This is a genomic window from Rhizobium sp. AG855, from assembly GCF_003610655.1.
Lineage (GTDB): Bacteria > Pseudomonadota > Alphaproteobacteria > Rhizobiales > Rhizobiaceae > Allorhizobium > Allorhizobium wuzhouense.
The window spans coordinates 2,633,798-2,649,151 of the sequence record NZ_RAQG01000003.1; the positions used below are offsets into that span (position 1 = coordinate 2,633,798).

15 protein-coding genes are annotated in these 15,354 nt (G+C 63.0%); 10 read left to right on the forward strand and 5 right to left on the reverse strand.

What is annotated here, in order from left to right; genetic code table 11:
- The first annotated feature begins 117 nt into the window (after positions 1–117).
- The 3 genes from DFO46_RS13120 (at position 118) to ribB (ending at position 5,561) form a co-directional block, all read left to right on the forward strand.
- Positions 118–3,174: a GGDEF and EAL domain-containing protein gene (locus DFO46_RS13120; protein ID WP_110789635.1), complete on the forward strand. Its 3,057-nt coding sequence runs from the start codon at positions 118–120 to the stop codon at positions 3,172–3,174.
- Between the two features lie 182 nt (positions 3,175–3,356).
- Entirely contained in the window at positions 3,357–4,451 is a 1,095-nt protein-coding gene (gene aroC / locus DFO46_RS13125; protein WP_110789636.1) for a chorismate synthase, read from the forward strand.
- Between the two features lie 9 nt (positions 4,452–4,460).
- Positions 4,461–5,561 carry a 3,4-dihydroxy-2-butanone-4-phosphate synthase gene (ribB, locus tag DFO46_RS13130; protein WP_120277598.1) on the forward strand — a complete coding sequence of 367 codons (1,101 nt, stop codon included), beginning with the start codon at positions 4,461–4,463 and terminating at the stop codon, positions 5,559–5,561.
- A 258-nt stretch (positions 5,562–5,819) separates the two neighbouring features.
- Here ribB and DFO46_RS13135 read toward each other — a convergent pair whose 3' ends face one another.
- The 3 genes from DFO46_RS13135 to DFO46_RS13145 form a co-directional block, all read right to left on the reverse strand.
- On the reverse strand, positions 5,820–6,518 hold the full coding sequence (locus DFO46_RS13135; RefSeq protein WP_120277599.1) for an RES family NAD+ phosphorylase: 699 nt from the start codon (positions 6,516–6,518) through the stop codon (positions 5,820–5,822).
- A complete protein-coding gene (locus tag DFO46_RS13140; protein WP_120277600.1) occupies positions 6,519–6,950 on the reverse strand; it encodes an antitoxin Xre-like helix-turn-helix domain-containing protein in 432 nt (143 codons plus the stop codon).
- A 65-nt stretch (positions 6,951–7,015) separates the two neighbouring features.
- Positions 7,016–9,079 (reverse strand): autotransporter domain-containing protein, encoded by a 2,064-nt coding sequence (locus DFO46_RS13145; RefSeq protein WP_183041895.1) that lies wholly within the window; start codon positions 9,077–9,079, stop codon positions 7,016–7,018.
- Between the two features lie 240 nt (positions 9,080–9,319).
- Here DFO46_RS13145 and DFO46_RS13150 point away from each other — a divergent pair, with 240 nt between their 5' ends.
- Positions 9,320–10,267: a hypothetical protein gene (locus tag DFO46_RS13150; protein ID WP_120277602.1), complete on the forward strand. Its 948-nt coding sequence runs from the start codon at positions 9,320–9,322 to the stop codon at positions 10,265–10,267.
- 24 nt (positions 10,268–10,291) lie between these two features.
- Here the strand turns inward: DFO46_RS13150 and DFO46_RS13155 are convergent, their stop codons facing one another.
- The gene (locus tag DFO46_RS13155) at positions 10,292–10,708 is read right to left on the reverse strand and encodes a GNAT family N-acetyltransferase (RefSeq protein WP_120277603.1); all 417 of its coding nucleotides are present in this window, start codon (positions 10,706–10,708) and stop codon (positions 10,292–10,294) included.
- Positions 10,709–10,742: 34 nt separating this feature from the next.
- Positions 10,743–11,930 (reverse strand): winged helix-turn-helix domain-containing protein, encoded by a 1,188-nt coding sequence (locus DFO46_RS13160; protein ID WP_120277604.1) that lies wholly within the window; start codon positions 11,928–11,930, stop codon positions 10,743–10,745.
- Between DFO46_RS13160 and DFO46_RS13165 the strand changes: the two genes are divergently transcribed.
- From DFO46_RS13165 to DFO46_RS13190, 6 genes are all read left to right on the forward strand, one after another.
- Positions 11,929–12,444 carry a hypothetical protein gene (locus DFO46_RS13165; protein ID WP_147412768.1) on the forward strand — a complete coding sequence of 172 codons (516 nt, stop codon included), beginning with the start codon at positions 11,929–11,931 and terminating at the stop codon, positions 12,442–12,444. The two genes, DFO46_RS13160 and DFO46_RS13165, sit on opposite strands and share 2 nt — an antisense overlap.
- A gap of 250 nt (positions 12,445–12,694) precedes the next feature.
- Positions 12,695–13,375, forward strand: coding sequence for an ABC transporter ATP-binding protein (locus DFO46_RS13170; protein ID WP_120277606.1), 681 nt, complete (start codon positions 12,695–12,697; stop codon positions 13,373–13,375).
- Positions 13,369–13,974 (forward strand): energy-coupling factor transporter transmembrane protein EcfT, encoded by a 606-nt coding sequence (locus tag DFO46_RS13175; protein WP_120277607.1) that lies wholly within the window; start codon positions 13,369–13,371, stop codon positions 13,972–13,974. The genes DFO46_RS13170 and DFO46_RS13175 overlap by 7 nt, the downstream gene beginning before the upstream one ends.
- A 30-nt stretch (positions 13,975–14,004) precedes the next feature.
- Positions 14,005–14,568, forward strand: coding sequence for a biotin transporter BioY (locus DFO46_RS13180; RefSeq protein ID WP_120277608.1), 564 nt, complete (start codon positions 14,005–14,007; stop codon positions 14,566–14,568).
- Positions 14,569–14,835: 267 nt separating this feature from the next.
- Positions 14,836–15,066, forward strand: coding sequence for a hypothetical protein (locus DFO46_RS13185; protein ID WP_133252992.1), 231 nt, complete (start codon positions 14,836–14,838; stop codon positions 15,064–15,066).
- A 39-nt stretch (positions 15,067–15,105) separates the two neighbouring features.
- Entirely contained in the window at positions 15,106–15,342 is a 237-nt protein-coding gene (locus tag DFO46_RS13190) for a hypothetical protein (protein ID WP_110789649.1), read from the forward strand.
- Positions 15,343–15,354 lie beyond the last annotated feature (12 nt).

The following is a 15,354-nucleotide window of genomic DNA, read 5'->3' on the forward strand; positions in this document are numbered from 1 at the left end:
AGCATTCCCGGAACGCCCCGAAGGCACCAAGCTCAAGACTGCGCAAACTCTTCGAAATTCTAAATTAACCGCCATCGCATAGGGTTTCTCGCAACAGGGGTTTAAGGGTTGGTAGCGTTGCGTAAACGGAAAGCAGGGCCGCAGTCCGACGGCAAATGGGGCAACGGCATCTTCTTGCTGGCGGGTGGCGCTGTCATCGGCCTCCTGGTGCTCGTTGCCGGCTTCCTGATCGATCGCAACACCGCAGCCCACGAGCGCAAGCGTGTCGAGCATCTGGTTCAGGATGGGCTGGAACATGCCAGCGCCGCGATCCGCAGCAAGATCAACCACGATGTGCAATTGGCACTCGAAGTGGCGGATGACATCGCCGACGACCCGATGCTGTCCCCCCCCGAATTCAACCGTACGGTTGCCATGCTGCTGGCGCGGAACCCGCATTTTCGATCGATCCGCCTCCAGCCTCTTCAAGATCAATTCCGAATGGCGTTCGACCCGGTGATCCGAAACGCCGGAAGCCTTCTGTCGATCGACATTCCTGTGCCGCCGATGACCTGGCAGACGAAACGCCAGTGGCAATCCTTGCTGATCGAAATCGATTCGATGGCCTTCATGGCCGATGCGGAGATCAACAGCGACAACGCGGAGACCGCTCACACCGATGGTAGCGGACTCAAGATCGCCGTCGCCCAGATCACGCCGACCGGTGCACTGGAAATCATCCTCGGCGACCCGAAGCTGATCGAGGAGCCAACCCTTACCCTGCCCGTCGACGTCGACCGCATGTCGCTCGTCGTGCTCGGCATGCCGGAAGAGGGTTGGGATGCGGCGATGAACCGGCTGCTGCCGAGCCGTTTGCTGCTGGCAGCCGGCGTCGGGGCCATGATGGTTTCCATCCTGCTGGCGATCGTGCTGCTGCGCGAGCGCAATCTCAACATCCAGCGGCTGCGGGCTCGCGAGGAGCGGTTGCTGGAACTGTCGCAGCGTTTCCAGCTTGCGCTCGAAACCTCGAATATCGGCATCTGGGAGATCGACGAATCCACCCATTCGCTGCTCTGGGACGAGCGCACCGCCGGTCTGCACGGCCTTCCGGTCAGCCTGGACGACGAGGAAGACCGACTGGCCGACTGGTATGGCTGCATTCAGGCCGATGATCTCGGCCGTGCAGAACAACTCTATTTCGACAGCGTGATCGCCCGCACCACCGATTCCTGGGACGTGGCCTATCGCGTGCCGCTCAGCGACAACAGCTTCCGTTACCTGCGATCCGTCGGCGCGCGAACGGTGGATGGCCGGATCACCGGCATTGTCTGCGACGTCACGACCGACACGCTCATGACGCAATCGCTGAGCCGCGCCAAAGAGAACAGCGACATCAAGAATGCCGAACTGGAACTGGCGCTCGAGGAATTGTCGAGCCGCGAACACCAGCTGGCGGAAGCCTCACGGCGGCTGGACCTTGCACTCGGCTCCTACAATTGTGGCACCTGGGAAGGCGATCCGGCCAACAAGACCGCTGTCTGGGACGAGCGCATGCATCAGCTCTACGGCGTTCCCTATAGCGACAAGCCCGTTCCCGAGCATGTCTGGCTGTCGCGGGTCCATCCGGACGAACGCGGCGAGATTCAGCTGGCGACCAAACGCGCCTCCACACTGGACCAGACACTCAACACGACCCAGAAGGTCGTGCTGCCGAACAACGAGATCCGCTACATCCGCTCCGTGGGGCAACCGCATATCGGGCGTGACGGGCGCAAGAAGCTGATCGGCATCGCCTTCGACGTCACGGCAGACGCGCTTCTGGCGGAGCAGATGCGGGCGGCCAAGGCCGAGGCCGATATGCGCAATATCGAGCTGGAGCTTGCCAAGAACCGCATCGAGTTCAATGCGCTGCACGATCCGCTCACCTCGCTTGCCAACCGTCGCAAGCTCGATCTCGAACTCGACGGACTGAGCCGCGGAAACTCCGCCCAACGCGCCAAGTTCGCGATCCTCCATCTCGATCTCGACCGGTTCAAGGAAATCAACGATACGCTTGGCCATGCCGCAGGCGATGCCATGCTGGTGCATACATCGGAAGTCCTGCGCCGGCACGTGCCGCGTGGCGATCTGGTCGCCCGCATCGGCGGCGATGAATTCGTCGTGCTTGCCCGGCGCGCGACCTCGATCGAGGAACTGACCAGCCTTGCCAGCCGGATTATCGAGGAGATGCGCCATCCGATCGATTTCGAAGGCTTCGACTGTCGCTGTGGCGTGTCGATCGGCATTGCCCAGGCCTCCGGCCTGATGCCGGATGCCCGCAAGGTTCTGATCAACGCCGACATCGCCCTCTACCAGGCCAAGGAAAAGGGCCGGAACTGCTACGAATTCTTCACGCCGGACCTGCAGGCGAACATCATTGCCAAGAAGCGCATGGCCGACGACATGCTGGCCGGGCTTGAGCGCGACGAGTTCATCGTCTGGTACCAGCCGCAATTCGAAGCCAACAGCATGCAGCTCTGCGGGGCCGAAGCACTGGTGCGCTGGCGCCATCCCGATCGCGGCGTGCTGGCCTCCGGAAACTTCCTCAAGGTGGCGGAAGACCTGAACGTCATGGCGCGTATCGACCAGCTCGTTCTACAGACGGCGCTGAAGGACCAGATGCGCTGGACGGCCGCCGGCATGCCGGTGCCGCGGATCTCGGTCAACGTCTCCTCCAAGCGCCTGCATGACGAAAACCTGATCGAGCAGTTGCAGGGGCTGTCGATCACGCCCGGATCGATCTGTTTCGAACTGGTGGAATCGATCTTCCTCGACGAGAGCGACACCAAGGCCACCGAGAACATCGAGAAGATCAAGGCGCTCGGCATCGACATCGAAATCGACGATTTCGGCACCGGCCACACCTCGATCGTCTCGCTGCTGAAGCTGAAACCGAAGCGGCTGAAGATCGACCGCCAGCTGGTCATGCCGATCACGGTGCAGCCGCAGGAGCGCAGCCTGGTGCGCAACATCGTCGAGATCGCCCGCTCGCTGGGCATCGAAACGGTGGCCGAGGGCGTCGAGACGCATGAGCATGCCGGCATGCTGCGCCAGCTTGGCTGCGACTATCTGCAGGGTTATGCCTTCGCCAAGCCGCTGTCCTTCGACGACTTCACCCGCTTCGTCGACCGTCTGCCGCAGCAGAAGGCATCGTGACGGAGGGATGGCGGCGTGCGATCCGTGTGCCGCTAGACCACGCTTGCATCTGCCGGATTTCCGGGCGGCCGGGTCGAAAACCCCTTCCCCCCCTTCGGGGAATTGCTTTATGAGTGACGCCATCCAAGGCAGGGCCTGCCGGAACGCTGTCCGGTGGGAAAGAATGGAACGGTAGCTCTCGCATGTCGCACAATACCTTCGGTCATCTCTTCCGCGTCACCACCTGGGGCGAAAGCCACGGGCCGGCGCTCGGCGCTGTTGTCGACGGCTGCCCTCCGGGCGTGCGCTTTACCCAACAGGACCTGCAGGTCTTCATGGACAAGCGCAAACCCGGCCAGTCCCGCTTCGTCACGCAACGCCGCGAGGACGACATCGTCAAGGTCCTCTCCGGTGTCATGCCGCAGGAAGACGGCTCGATGATCACCACCGGTACGCCGGTGTCGCTGTTCATCGAGAATACCGACCAGCGCTCGAAGGATTACGGCGAGATCGCCAAGCGTTACCGCCCCGGCCATGCCGACTATACCTACGACCTGAAATACGGCATCCGCGACTATCGTGGCGGCGGCCGCTCGTCGGCCCGCGAAACGGCGGCGCGCGTGGCCGCTGGCGCGCTCGCCCGGCTTGCCATGCCTGACGTGACCATTCGCGGCGCGCTGGTGCAGATCGGCAAACACAAGATCAACCGCGACAACTGGGACTGGGCTGAGGTCGACCAGAACCCGTTCTTCTGCCCGGACGCTTCGATGGTGCCGGTGTTCGAAGATTATCTCGACGGCATCCGCAAGGCCGGCTCCTCCGTCGGCGCTGTGATCGAGGTGGTCGCCGAGGGCGTACCGGCCGGCATCGGTGCGCCCGTCTATGGCAAGCTGGACCAGGATATCGCCTCCGGCCTGATGTCGATCAACGCGGTCAAGGGCGTCGAAATCGGCAACGGCTTCCAGTCGGCCGAAATCACCGGCGAAGAAAATGCCGACGAGATGCGCATGGGCAATGATGGCCGCCCGATCTTCCTGTCGAACCATGCCGGCGGGATTCTGGGTGGCATTGCGACCGGCGAGCCGATCGTGGCCCGCTTCGCCATCAAGCCGACCTCGTCGATCCTGACGGAGCGCCAGTCGATCGATTCCGATGGCAACAATGTCGATGTCCGGACCAAGGGCCGGCACGACCCTTGCGTCGGTATTCGCGCCGTCCCGGTCGGCGAGGCGATGCTCGCCTGCATCATTCTCGATCACATCCTGAGAGACCGGGGCCAGAACAACCGCACAAGGTGAGGACCGCGCATGAGCTATGACCAGAAACGTGTCGTCGAGGCGCTGCGCGCCTTTGAGGCTGGCGAAATCGTGGTGGTCATGGATGATGACGGGCGAGAGAACGAAGGCGACCTCATTGTTGCTGCCGTGCATTGCACCGCCGAGAAGATGGCCTTCATCGTGCGCCACACCTCTGGCATCGTCTGTGCCCCGATGCCGAAGGAAGAAGCCAAGAGGCTGAATCTCTCGGCCATGGTGGCGGATAACGACAGCGCCCACACGACCGCATTTACCGTTTCGGTCGACTTCAAGCACGGCACCTCGACCGGCATTTCCGCCGATGACCGGACGCTGACGGTGCGCAACCTTGCAAACCCCAATGTCGGCGGGTCCGATTTCGTTCGTCCGGGCCATATCTTCCCGCTGGTCGCGCGCGAAGGCGGCGTGTTGATGCGGTCGGGTCACACGGAAGCGGCCGTCGATCTCTGCACCATGGCCGGGCTTCCGCCGATCGGCGTCATTTCGGAGCTGGTCAATGACGACGGCACCGTGATGCGCGGGCCGCAGGTGGCGGCCTTTGCCGAACAGCACAAGCTGAAACAGGTCTCCGTCGCCGACCTCATCGCCTATCGCCAGCGCAAGGAAACGCTGATCGAGCTCAAGTCAACGTTCGACATCCAGACGCCTTACGGAGCGGCCAAGGCCTATGCCTATTCGCTGCCCTGGGACCCGATGCAGCATCTGGCGGTCGTGTTCGGTGATATCAGGGACGGCGAGGACATTCCGGTCCGTCTGCATCTCGAAGATGTGGGCCGCGACGTGTTTGGCGCCGATCGGCAGATCGACGGCGTGATGAAGCGGATCGCCGACAAGGGCCGTGGCGTGGTCGTCTATCTGCGCGAGGGCTCCGTCGGGGTTGGCGTTTCCACCACCGCCCGCAGCGGCAAACATGATCGCGAGGCCCATAGCGAAGCGCAGGCGCGCGAAAGCGAATGGCTGGAAATCGGTCTCGGCGCGCAAATTTTGAAGGACCTTGGCGTCAATTCCATCCGCCTGATGGCCTCGCGCGAACGGCACTATGTCGGGCTTGAAGGTTTCGGCATTCAGATCTCGGGGACCGAGATCGTCTGAGGCCTTCGGGTCCTTCTTGATCCATTCATGCGCATGCGGCGGCTTGCCGTCGCCTGGTCACCCCACCCCGGACCTGCGGTCCGACCCTCCCCCTCAAGGGGAGGGTGGCGTGTCCCGCTCGTCCGTGGCAGCAAACGTCACCGCCGGCGGAAGCCCCCCCCACTTCCCCCTTGAGGGGGGAGGTCGCCGCGCGGCGGCGGGTGGGGGTGACCTCGGCGCTGAAGACAAAAGATGCGATCATCTGCCGACTGCGAAACGTCAAGAAACAATCGGCCCCTCGACCTTTGGCTCCGCCTTGCCCGCCCATGTGAGCCGCCAGACATCGCCCTGGCGGACGGACTGGACGGCGGCGGGGCGCAGGATGGCAAAACACGTGCCGCCTTCGTGGCGCACGGAGGGGTAGACGATGCCATTCAGGCCGGCGCCGCGTGCTTCCAGCGCGAGGCGGTTGCCTTCCGGATAGCCGGATGCCTTGTCCGGCGACAAAGCCGGATGGGCCGGCAATTCACGCAGATCGAGGAATTCGCCCGAGATGCTGCAATACATCTCCGCATATTCGGCGACTGCCCGGTATTGGCCTGTGCGGGCGAGGAATTCGGTCATATGGAACGTGATTTCCGCAAGGCAGGTCTCGACCTTGAGCGCCGCATACCAGGCACCGCGCATCTCGCCATTGAAACGGTTCGGCTCGCGCGGTTTGGCATAGGTGAAGCTGGCATTGATGAAATGCGCATGCGGCACGTCATACACCAGTTCGCGGGCCTCGAGACCGGAGATACCCCGCGTCTGCGCCTGCACGCGGCTCGATGTTGCGGCCTCGATCTCCGCCAATTGCTGCAACTCGTCGGCCGTGTCGACGAGAGGTTCGAGCACGGCCGCACGCAGCCGGGCGGTCGATACCAGGCGCACGGTGCGGGGATAGGCAAGGGTGGCGACCGGGACGCCTGATATTTGCACTCAGAGTCCCCCGCGCACCGCATCGACGTAGCGGCGCACCTCGAGCATGAGGGGAATGCCGCCCTCGATCATGGCGGCGACCGGCGTGCGGCGGTCGAACAGGGGCCCGGTGTTTTCGAGCATCGGCCAGCGATCCGCCATGGCGTCGACGAACAGCAGATGCAGCGCCTTGTAGATGCCTGTCAGCGCGGAAATTCGGGTCATCTGGTCCTGGCTCAGCGTCTTTGCCACGCCATCCGGCTTCAAGCGTTCCCAGGTGCTGAGCGACACCCCGAGCAACGCGGCGGCCTGCTGGCTTGTCAGGTCCCACTGTCCGACAAGCCGGCGAAAGGCCTTGAGCGCAGTCAGCGACAGGCGCTTGCGATCCGCCTCAAGGGAAAAGCCCTGCGTGAAGGCTTGGGGTGCGGATGACAGTTCAGCCGTGTTCAACACCGGTTTTCTCCTTCAAATGACATCTTCAATATATGTCATTTGAAGGATTTCACAAGGAGGCGGGTTCAGAAGATCACGCGCGAGCTGGCACTCAGCCAGTAGCTGCCCTTTTCCTGGCTTGAGACGTTGAACATCAGCTGCCCTTCCAGCGGTCCGGACTTCGCCTGGAAACCGATGCCACCGCGCAGCCAGTTCTGCTCGATGGGCGCCCCTGGAAGGTCGAAGCTGGAGAAGCCGATGATCTCGCCGGTGGTGTGAGGCGCCTGATCCTCGAAACGATGGGCCACTTCGGCTCGGCCGATAAGGCTGACGGTGGTCGTCAGGTCAAGGCGGCCGTCGAGCCCCAGGCGGACGGTGTTGGACGAGCCCTTCACCTGATCAAAGCGGGCGGGGAAGCTGCCGCCGGTCTCTGTGTAACCGTCGGTCTTCGTCGTCAGATGGGTGAAGCTGGCATAAGGGGTGAAGGCGGCATCTTTCACCCTGAAGGCATCGAGCCAGTCCACGCGGGCGCGGAAGCCGAGCGTGCGGCTGTCGGCCTCGCCCGCCGAAATGTCCGTTCCCGTACCGTTGAGATAGGCGCGGCGCATGGACAGCTCACCGATGCTGGCAAAGCCCGTGAGCGTGGCATAGATGTTGGGCGCGACTGCCATGCTGACCTCGGGCAGCACATAGCTGCCCTGCACGCGACTATAACCGGCAAGATCGAGATCAGCTTTGGAATAGGAGGTGCCGAGGGCGAGGCGCAATGTCACGTCGTCCGTCGGCGCATAGGCAAAGCCGATTTCGCCGGTGCCGGTCGGGCCGGTGCCGAAGTCGTTGCGCACGGCGCCCAGGTCGCCCGTGGCCCATACCGATCGCTGGCCCGCCGACAAGCGGTGGAACATCGGCGAGGAGTTGGCACCGTTCATCGCGAGATCGGCGACCTGCTGGGGCACGAAGATATGGCGCGGCAGACCGTTGAAGCTCTGCAGGTAGTCTTCGACCGTGATGATGCCAGCCGGAGGACCTGATGGTGCGGACGGGTCCGTGGACGCCCCACGGGCGAGATAGGCCTTGCCGTCCCGCAAGGTGCCGGTGATGATCCTGCCATCGGCGGAAACGGCGCTCGCGTCGTTCGTGACATCCGTTGCGATGGTGACGCCACTCTGCCGCAGCCAGTCGTCAACGGAAATCGTGCCCGTGGCCTCCGACCAGCGGAAGCCGGAGGAGGTTCCGTCACTGCGGCCGGACCGTCCGATGACGACGGAACCGTCGTCGCTGACGCCAAACGCTTCGGAGTAAATTCCGCCGAGGGTTCCGAGATCCTGCATCGTTGACGAGGCCACCACGTAGCGGAACGCGTGGGTTCCGCTTGCGACATCGGACTGGCCGACGATCACCGAGCCATCGGCATTGGCCTCCATGGCACCCGATTCGTCACCTCCGGCCAGAACGCCGATCGCGGTTGCCGGGCCGTTGTCGACCCAGTAGGCGGCGATCGCGAAGCCGCCTGCATCCTTGGCACTGCCGACCACGACATGCCCATCGCGGCTGATGCCGTTGGAAAAGGAATCAGCCCCGCCAAGCGTTCCGAGTTCCTGCATACTGCCTGACAGGGCCACCGGGTCGTAAGTCCAGCGGAAAGCGCGATTGCCGTTGCTGGAATTGCCCCAACCGGACACAACATTGCCATCGCCGCTGACGCCGGTGGCACGCGAGGCCGTGCCGCCGGGCAGAAAGCCCAGCAATTCGATCTGGCCTGCAGCCGCATCCGCCCGGTAGGCCTGGGTGGCATTGCCGCCCGCAAGGATGCCGACAGAGATGTTTCCATCCGAGCTGACATCGCCGATGGAGATCGAATACCAGCCCGGTTCCGGCTGGACGGTGCGGATGCCACTGCCGTCCGTCCAGACGAAGCCATTCGACACATATCCGCCCGGTCCGCTCGGCGGTGTAAAGTAGGTCTGGAAATTGCCGACCACGACATGGCCATCGGCGCTCATCGCCGAGGGCTGTACCGTCGATCCCGGGACGCTGGCGATCCACTCATAACCATAATCGGCGGCGGCGACATGGCTCGCGCAAAGAGCAGAACTTCCGAGGAGAAGGAGACGACGCGCCAGCGAGCCGGCGGGGGATAAAAAGCGCATGAACCGTCTTTCGCAATATCCAGAAGGCCGCCGGGCGCACAGGTGTCCCGGCAGTGGTTGTGTGAAAGAACTGTGTGAGTTGGGACTCATGCACAACTCCAAAGGTTGCATGCAATTTTCGGAGCCGTTTCATCTTCGTCGATCTGGCCGCGCGCAATGCGGGCCTGTGAGCGATGACCTTGCCTGGCGAACGCGCCATTCCTAAAATCCGGACCGGTCTTGGGCTTGGGGGACTTCACCATGTGGGACTTTTCCATCGGACGGGCGATCGGCATCCTGGCCGGCACGCTGCCCTTCATTGCGCTGCGCATCGTCATCTATTTCACCATCACGCTTGCCTATGTGCTCGGAACCGGCGGTGCGGCCGGGGTCGGATACGGCATGGGCATGATGTTCGGCAGCGGCGAGGATTTCGCCGTCTGGGGCGGGATCCTCGGCTTCGGCATGGTATCCTTCGCCGTCTACTGGATCCGCGAATGGCTGCTCTACATGGTCAAGGCGGCGCATATCGCCGTCATGGTCGAACTTTATGAGGGCCGCCGCCTGATGCCCGACGGCAAGGGGCAGATCGCCCATGGGCGGGCGGTCGTCGAGTCCCGTTTTGCCGAGGCAAATCTGCTCTTCGTGCTGGACCAGCTCATCAAGGGCGTGATCCGGGCGATCACCGGGATCATCGGCGGCATCGGCATGGCGATCCCGGGGCTCGAAGGCGTGACGCGCTTCGTCAATACGGTGATCCGGCTGTCGCTCACCTATGTCGACGAGATCATCCTGGCGCACAACATCCGCACCAACAGCCAGAACCCGTGGGAGACCGGCCGCCAGGGCCTGGTTCTCTATGCGCAGAACGGCGGGCGAATGGTGAAGAACGCCGTGTGGCTCGCGATCGTCCTCTGGCTTGTGACGGCGGTGATCTTCGTGCTGCTGATCGGCCCGGCCCTTGCGCTCGTCTATCTGTTTCCGGGTGCTGCGAGCGGCTTCGGGATCGCCATTGCCGTCGTCGGTGCGCTGGCGCTGAAGGCGGCGGTTCTCGAACCTTTCGCCATTGCCGCGCTGATGCAGGTCTATTTCCAGGCGATCGAGGGCCAGCGGCCGGACCCGGCCTGGGATGCCAAGCTCGCCTCGGTGTCGCGCAAGTTCCAGGACCTGAAGGACCGGGCGCTTGCGGCTGCCGGCCGGGCGGCGTGAGCCAGCCCCGATCTCAGCAGTGGTTCACACCACCTTGCACGCCATGCCGACCGAGCGCGGGGCCGTTTCGTCGAAGCCGAACTGGGCGTAGAGTGTGTTGGCCGGCACATCGGCGATCAGGCTGACATAGGCTGTTTTGGGCAGGGTGGCGATGACATCGGAGAGCGCCGCCATGATCCATTTGGCAAGCCCCCTGCCCTGATGGGCCGGCAGGATGGCGATGTCGGTGACCTGGAAGAAGCAACCGCCATCGCCGATGATGCGGCCCATGCCGACGGTCTCTTCGCCCAGCATGAGGCTGACGCCGAAGATCGAGTTCGGCAGGCCCTTTTCTGCCGCCTCCCGCGAAAAGGGCGTGAGGCCGGATTCGAGGCGCAGGCGCATGTAGTCGTCGATGGCGGGCACACGGGGCTCGATGCGGTAGGCGCTGTTGTCGGTCACGTCGGATCTTTCTGTCTGTTTTGATGTCTGTCGGTCAGCCCAGCCAGCCGTCTCGCAGCCGGACGCTGTCCATGCCGGAGAACCGGGCAACGCGCTGCAATTCGGCCTGCAGCCTGTCCAGGCGGCCAGCGCTCGGCTTTACCCCCGGCTCCAGCCAGAGGCGGCGCACCTCGAGCACTCCCTCCTTGCGCTCGGCCTTCATGTCGATGCGGCCGATCAGCCGGTCGCCTTCAAGCAGCGGGAAGACGTAATAGCCATATTGCCGCTTCGGCTCGGGAACGAAGACTTCGATGCGATAGAAGAAGCCGAACAGGCGCTCCGTGCGGTTGCGATCGCGGATCAGCGGATCGAAAGGCGAGAGCACGCGGATGCGGGCGGGCGGTTCCGGCGCCTCCAGCAGCGCGGCAACCCGATCCGCGAAGGCGAAAGAGGCGCGCGGCTTTCCATCGACGGTGCCGAGCGACAGCTCCTCCAGTTCCTCGCGATGCGTGGCGACCCAGGCCTTGGCCTCATCGGGCGTGACGATGTCGAAGAAGGCGGCAATCTCGCCCGAGGTGGCAAAACCGAGGCGAGAGAGCGCCGCACGGCAGGCCCAGTCGACAAAAGTTTCGTGATCGACTTCGGCGGCATGATGCTCCGGCGGGATGACCCGCTCGGAGAGGTCGTAGACTTTCTGAAAGCCCTCACGGCGGGCGATCGACAGTTTGCCCGTATGCCACAGGAATTCCAGCGCGGTCTTGGAGGGATGCCAGTTCCACCAGCCACCGGACTTGTGGTCGTCGCCCTTGACGTCGCGCGCCATGACCGGGCCGGTGTCGCGGATGCGGGCATAGGTTTCCTCGAAGGCCTTGTCGAAACCCTCCCCCTGCCACTTCGCCCAGTTTTCCATGATCTTTGCCTCGCGGCGGGCGAAGCGGTGTTTCCAATAGGGGAAGAATTCGGACGGAATGATCGAGGCATCATGCGTCCAGTGCTCGAAGAGCGAGCGATCCTTCTCCGCCAGATGGGCAAGATCCGTCTGGCGATAGGTCTGGTTGCGGGAAAAGAGGATCTGGTGATGGGCACGCTCGACCCACTGGATGCTGTCGACCTGGACGAAGCCGAGATCGTGGATCAACTGATAGAGCCCCTCGCGGCCAAGCGCCTTCGTCGGCGCGCGGGACAGGCCCTGCCGTTCAAGGAAGATTTTTCGCGCCAGCGCATTGGGAACGGGAATCGCCATGGTTGAGACGCTAGCGGATGTTCGTGGTTTGTTCAATGGGCTGACCGCTCTGGAAAGCATCGCGCAATCGCGATACAACCTATCCGACAGGCGCCGACCAAAGCTTTCGGAGAAAAATATGGAGGAATGGCCGCGGTTCAAACCTCTGATCCTGGGGGAGCTCCCGGTTCAGCATCTGCGCCGTTTCGGACTTAATCTGCAGCCCGGCCCGGTCGGCTTTTCAATCCCGGCTCAGAAACACGCCTTCAAATCACATCCGGACAGTTTCATGTCCTGTTTGCCGTTCCTGACGCAGACCGTCGCGCGGCCGACCCATGTCGGCCAGTCGCCGAAGCATACGAATGATGGCCTTGAGTTAATCCGTGAGGTTCGGCAATTGGACCTTATCCTGCTCGTGGCGTTGCTGATCCGTCCGACCCGGCAGGGCGTCTACATGGTAAAGTCGACCTACCCGATCGATCGCAACAAGCTGGAAAATCGGTTGCGGAAAGGGCATCTGATAGAGACACAATAAAAAGCCCCGCGCGAAGCGAGGCTTTCCATTTCCGCCGGGGTGCCAAAGCCCGGATCTCTTCACCTTGCGGCTACTGACCCTTGCGGGTGCGTGGGGAGGCCGTTCCCACCTCGAAACTTGCCACGCCAATATTGGCGTTTCGCCCTCGATTGTCAAGAAAACTGCGGGCAGCAGACGTCGGCAACACCTTGGAGCATTCCCCCATACGTTCCCAAACGCTATAGAGACCCGAACCTTTCGGAGACCCACCTTGCACATTCGTTTCGACCAGGCCGAATTGCGTTATGGCGATCGCGTGGCACTCCGGCCGCTCTCGCTGACTCTCAGCGAACCGCGCATCGGTGTGATCGGGCTCAATGGCTCCGGCAAGACGAGTTTCGCGCGGCTGATCGCAGGGCTGGCCAAGCCTTCCTCCGGCCGGGTGACGCTGGATGGGCTCGATACGGTCGCGGACGAAAAGGCGGCGCGGGCTAAGACCGGCTTCATCTTCCAGAACCCCGGCCACCAGATCATCCTGCCCGTCATTCGCGACGACATTGCCATGGGGCCGAAGGCGCGCGGGCTGGGAGCTGACGAGGTCGAGCAGGCCGTGGATGCCGTTCTGGCCCGTTTCGGCATCGAGGCGCTTTCGAGCCGCCGACCGCATGAGCTTTCGGGCGGGGAGTTGCAGCTCGCGGCGCTGGCTGCCGTCGTGGTCACCCGGCCCGAAATCATCCTGTTCGACGAGCCGACCAACCAGCTGGATCTTCGCAATCGAGCATTGGTGAAGGCTGCGATCGACGGGCTGACCGAACAGGCGGTGGTGATCAGCCACGACCTCGATCTCGTTGCCGATTTTGCCCGTGTGCTGGTTTTCCATGAGCAGGCGCTCGCCTTCGATGGCCCTGGCGACGCTGCCATCGCCTGCTACCGGGAGATTGCCGGATGCTGACCAGCCTGTTCGTTGAGGGCGTGAGCCCGCTGCACCGGGTGGGCGTGCGGACCAAGCTTGCCTTGCTGCTTCTCGTCGGGCTCGGGCTCTACTTCGTTTCGAACCCCATCGCGCTGATGCTCGCCATGCTGGCGACCGGCGGGCTTTATCTGTCTAGCGGGCTTTCCGTCGGCGAGGCGCTCAGACGGGTGCGGCCGGTGCTCTTCACCATCGCCATTCTCGGCCTGTTCAACATCCTTCTCCTTTCGCCTGCGGAGGCGCTCTCGACGACACTTCGGCTGCTGGCCGTGCTGTTTCTTGCCGCCGCCATCACCGCGACCACGGCGATTGCCGCCTTCATGGCCGTCATCACCGATCTCGCTCGTCCTCTGGAGCGGATGGGGCTCCTCAAGGCGTCCGATGTCGGCCTCGCCTTCGGGCTGGTCCTGCGATTCGTGCCGGAGATCGCCGCCCGCCACGAGGCGCTGAAGGAGGCCCACGCGGCCCGTGGCATCCCGGTCAAGCTCTCGCGCTTGCTGGGACCGCTGATCATTTCGACGTTGAAGGATGCCGACCGGATCGCCGAGGCGATTGACGCGCGCGGGATTAGAGGCCAGTAAAATTCCCAAAGTTTTTTGGGGACCGCCACCATGACCACCAGAGATCTCGTTCTCTCCGCCCTCTTCACCGCCATCATTGTCGTGCTCGGCTTCCTGCCGCCGGTGCCGATCCCGCTTTTGCCCGTGCCGATCACCGCGCAGTCGATGGGCGTGATGCTCGCCGGCTGCATCATCGGCGCCAAGCGCGGGGCGCTTGCCTATGTGCTTCTGGTCGTGCTGGTCGCGGTCGGCCTGCCGGTTCTCTCCGGCGGACGTGGCGGCCTTGCCGTGCTGATCGGCCCGACCGGCGGCTATATCTTCGGCTGGATACTCGGTGCCTTCGTCACCGGCCTCCTGGCGGAAAAGCTGGTGCGGGAAGACCAGTCCGCCACGAAGCAGATGACCGGCTTCTTCCTCGCGTCGATCGTCGGCGGCATCGGCGTGGTCTATCTCTGCGGCATGCCGTGGCTGTCTCTGGTTGCCGGCACGCCCTTCGACAAGGTGCTCTTCGGTTCGCTGGCCTTCATCCCCGGTGACCTGGTCAAGGCTGCGATTGCCACGCTTGCCGCCCGTGCAGTCCTGGTCGGATATCCGCTGCTGCCCGTGCGCGTGTGACATTGCGCACATTCCCTGTCTGGCCAAAATGACACAAGCCCGCTTCGGCGGGCTTTTTCATGTTTACTTTTGAACCTTGGATGAAAAACCGGAAGTATAGCCACTCAGAAAGAGTAAACTTTCTTCCTAAATTTATATATTTCAGCAGATATTAAATTAGATTACACATCTTTCTGCACGGCGCCGCTGAGGCCATTTGCCTTCCTGAACAGCCCCGCCGCACACATCCACACCGCATACATTCACAATCGACAAGGGAGACGTGACATGAGTGACACGGAAGTAGCCCGATTCATGGTCGGGGTGTCTATGGACGCGGCTGCGCTGCAGCGATTCCACGCCAATCCGGATGCCGAACTGAAACGGTTCGGCATTTCCGACAGCGCCGCAAAGATCATCAAGAGCAAGGACGCCCCCGCGATCCACAAGGCGATCAAGACGAACTTCGGCGCCAATGCCGCCGCAGACACCGTCAACGTGGTCGTCGTGGTGCTCTGAACCAGCGCGCGTCAACCAGCAGAAGGAAAGGATATTGCAATGCCTGCAATCGACAAACTGCTCGTCGACATTGCGACGAACGCCTCCACTGCCAAGAAATTCCGCGAAAACCCGCTGGCGGTGATCAACAACTCCAACCTGTCTCCGGTGGAGGAGTCCGTGCTCCTCTCCCGTGATCCGAAACTGATCCAGTCCACCCTCCATGCCGCCGCCTTGAAGAACAGTCTCAAGGCGGCCGACGGAGAAACCGTCTGGACCGTCGTCGTGGTCATCTGATCCGGCGGGCCG